3 protein-coding genes are annotated in these 3,662 nt (G+C 70.3%); all 3 read left to right on the forward strand.

Translation table 11 applies throughout. The annotated features are described in order from the left end of the window. Positions 1-58: 58 nt before the first annotated feature. Positions 59-1,270 carry a 3-oxoadipyl-CoA thiolase gene (pcaF, locus tag VNF92_04800; GenBank protein HVA57185.1) on the forward strand — a complete coding sequence of 404 codons (1,212 nt, stop codon included), beginning with the start codon at positions 59-61 and terminating at the stop codon, positions 1,268-1,270. Beyond that, positions 1,267-1,866: a transferase hexapeptide repeat family protein gene (locus VNF92_04805; GenBank protein HVA57186.1), complete on the forward strand. Its 600-nt coding sequence runs from the start codon at positions 1,267-1,269 to the stop codon at positions 1,864-1,866. The genes pcaF and VNF92_04805 overlap by 4 nt, the downstream gene beginning before the upstream one ends. Then, positions 1,863-3,662: phenylacetic acid degradation bifunctional protein PaaZ (gene paaZ / locus VNF92_04810; protein ID HVA57187.1), on the forward strand; the 1,800-nt coding region annotated here is incomplete at its 3' end. The genes VNF92_04805 and paaZ, both read left to right, overlap by 4 nt.

Raw genomic sequence — 3,662 nt, forward strand, 5'->3', positions numbered from 1 at the left:
TCTTCCGCGGCACGGTCTACCGCACGCGGCAGGATCACTTTTCCCCGGACACTTCCGCATGACCGACGCGTTTCTGGTCGACGGCGTTCGCACCCCCATCGGCAACCTGGGGGGCGCGCTCAGCGACGTGCGCCCCGACGATATGGCGGCGCACGTGCTGGCCACCGTGCTCGCACGCAATCCCTCCGTGGATCCATCGCGGATCACCGACGTGATCCTCGGGTGCGCCAACCAGGCAGGCGAGGACAACCGCAACGTGGCCCGCATGGCGCTGCTGCTCGCCGGCCTGCCGGCGACCGTGCCGGGGGAGACGGTGAACCGGCTCTGTGCCTCGGGGCTGAACGCCGTGGCGCACGCGGCGCATGGCGTGCGAGTGGGCGAGGGGGACCTGTACCTGGCCGGAGGCGTGGAGAGCATGACCCGGGCGCCGTACGTCCTCTCCAAGGGCGCGGTGCCGTTCGCCCGCGACATGCAGCTCTACGACACGAGCCTGGGGTGGCGTTTTGTAAACGCTAATATGCAGGCGAAGTACGGCACCGATTCCATGGGACAGACCGCCGAGCACGTGGCCGAGCAGTTCGGGGTGTCGCGCGCCGACCAGGATGCGTTCGCGCTGCGGTCGCAGCAGAAGGCGGCGGCGGCGCGGGGGTCGGGGCGGCTGGCGCTCGAGATCGTCCCGGTGTCGATCCCGCGGCGCAAGGGCGACCCGGTGTCGGTGGAGCACGACGAATTCATCCGCCCCGACTCGTCGTTGGCCGGGCTCGGCAAGCTGCGCCCCGCGTTCCGCGCCGACGGCAAGGGATCCGTCACGGCCGGCAACTCGTCGGGCCTCAACGACGGCGCGGCCGCGCTGCTCGTGGCGTCGGCCCGGGGGGCCAGGGAGTTCTCGCTCGCGCCGCGGGCCCGCGTGCTCGCGTCGGCCGCGGCGGGTGTCGAGCCGCGCATCATGGGGATGGGGCCGGTGCCGGCCACACGTCGCGCCCTCCAGCTGGCGGGGCTCACGCTCGACCAGATGGACGTCATCGAACTCAACGAGGCGTTCGCCGCCCAGTCGCTGGCGTGCCTGCGCGAGTTCGGCATTCCCGACGACGACCCCCGCGTGAATCCCAACGGGGGGGCGATCGCGCTGGGGCACCCGTTGGGCATGTCCGGCGCCCGGCTCGTGCTCACCGCCATGCGGGAACTCGAGCGGACCGGTAAGCGCTATGCGCTGTGCACCATGTGCATCGGCGTGGGGCAGGGCATGGCGATGGTGCTGGAGCGCGCGTGATCTACGAGTTCGAGGGGTTCGTGCCGGTCATCCATGAATCGGCGTTCGTGCACCCGCAGGCCGCCGTCACCGGCAACGTGGTGATCGGGCGCGACGTGTACGTGGGGCCCGGCGCCGCGATCCGCGGCGACTGGGGCGGCGTCGTGATCGGCGACGGGTGCAACGTGCAGGAGAACTGCACCATCCACGCCTTTCCCGGCGCCACAGCGGTGCTCGAACCATCGGCGCACATGGGCCACGGATCGGTGCTGCACGGGGGACGTCTCGGCGAGAACGTGCTCGTGGGCATGAATGCGGTGATCATGGACAACGCCGACGTCGGGGCGGGGTGCATCATCGGCGCGCTGAGCTTCGTGCCCGCCGAGATGCGGATCCCGCCGCGCAAGGTCGTCGTGGGCAGCCCCGCCCGCGTGGTGCGGGACGTCACCGACGAAATGCTCGCATGGAAGAACGACGGCACCCGCGTGTATCAGGCACTCCCGGCCCGCATGCGTGCCGGATGGAAGCCCTGCGAGCCCCTGCGTGACGTGCCGGCCGACCGCCGCGAGCAGCAGAAATCGTATCAGACCTGGAAGGACACGAGGAGCCGATCATGAAGCCGCAGAATTACGCGCTTGGCCACTGGGTGACCGGCACCGGCAGGACCACGGAGCTGGTGCACGCCGTGACCGGCGAGACGATCGGCGAGACGTCGAGCGGCGGGCTCGACTTCAAGGCGATGACCGAGTATGCGCGCGCGGTGGGTGGCCCCAAGCTGCGGGCCATGACCTTTCACGAGCGCGCCCGGATGCTCAAGGCCATGGCGGCGTATCTCATGGAACGGAAGGACAGGTTCTACGAGGTGTCGGCGGCCACGGGCGCCACCAGGCAGGATTCCTGGATCGACATCGAGGGCGGGATCGGAACGTTCTTCGCGTATGGCAGCCGCGGCCGCCGCGAGTTCCCGGACGAGACGTTCTACGTGGACGGGCCCATGGAGCCGCTGTCCAAGGGCGGGACATTCGTGGCGCGCCACCTCTGTGTGCCGCTCGAAGGTGTGGCCGTGCACATCAACGCCTTCAATTTCCCGTGCTGGGGCATGCTGGAAAAGCTCGCGCCGACGTTCCTGGCCGGCGTGCCGGCCATCGTCAAGCCGGCTACCGTGACGTCGTACCTCACCGAGGCGATGGTGCGTGAAATGGTCGTCTCGGGGATCCTGCCCGACGGGGCCCTGCAACTCATCTGCGGCAGTGCCGGCGATCTCCTCTCGCAACTCGGGGGCCAGGACGCCGTGGCGTTCACCGGCTCGGCGGCCACCGGCCGGATGCTGCGCGAGACCCCGGCCATCGTCGAACACGCCGTGCGCTTCAACATGGAAGCGGACTCGCTCAACTGCTCCATCCTCGGCCCCGATGCCGCGCCGGGCACGGAGGAGTTCGACCTCTTCATCAAGGAAGTCGTACGGGAGATGACCGCGAAGGCCGGCCAGAAGTGCACGGCCATCCGGCGCACGATCGTGCCCGCCGGCATGGAGGACGACGTGGTCAAGGCGCTGCGCGCGCGCCTCGAGAAGGTCGTGATCGGCGATCCCGCGGCCGAGGGGGTGCGGATGGGACCGCTGGCCAGCAAGGGGCAGGTGCGCGACGTGGGGCAGAAGGCCGCCGAGCTGCGGCGCGCCGGCGCGGTGGCGTACGGCGGCGCCGACGACTTCGCCGTCGTGGGGGCCGACCGCACGAGGGGCGCCTTCTTCGCGCCTCTACTGCTCGTCTGCGACGCGCCGTTCGCGCGCCACGAGCCGCACGACGTCGAGGCGTTCGGCCCCGTGAACACCGTCATGCCATATCAGTCCGTTGATGAGGCGCTGGAACTCGCCCGGCTCGGGCGCGGGAGCCTGTGCGGGTCGCTGTTCACCGCCGATCACGAGGTGGCGCGGCGGATCGTGCTCGGCGTGGCCCCGTACCACGGCCGGTTCATGGTGCTCGACCGGTCGAGCGCCGGGGAGAGCACGGGGCACGGCTCGCCGCTGCCCAACCTCGTGCACGGCGGCCCGGGGCGGGCCGGTGGCGGTGAGGAGATGGGCGGCACCCGCGGCGTGCTGCACTACATGCAACGCACGGCGGTGCAGGGCTCGCCCAGCGTGCTCACCGCGGTCATGGACCAGTGGATGCCGGGCGCCGAGCAGCGCCGCGGCCAGGTGCATCCGTTCCGGAAGTATTTCGATGAACTGGAGATCGGTGAGACGCTGATCACCGACCGGCGGACGATCACCGAGGCCGACGTGGTGGCGTTCGCCGAACTGACCGGCGACTTCTTCTACGCGCACATGGACGACGTGGCGGCCCGCGAATCGATCTTCGAAAAGCGCGTGGCGCACGGGTACTTCGTGCTGTCGGCGGCGGCCGGGCTGTTCGTG

The organism is Gemmatimonadaceae bacterium (assembly GCA_035533015.1).
Taxonomy (GTDB): domain Bacteria; phylum Gemmatimonadota; class Gemmatimonadetes; order Gemmatimonadales; family Gemmatimonadaceae; genus JAGWRI01.

What these genes read in the sequence shown, in the direction of transcription:
- pcaF (HVA57185.1), top strand. Translation starts at nt 59, where the DNA reads ATGACCGACGCGTTTCTGGTCGACGGCGTTCGCACCCCCATCGGCAAC.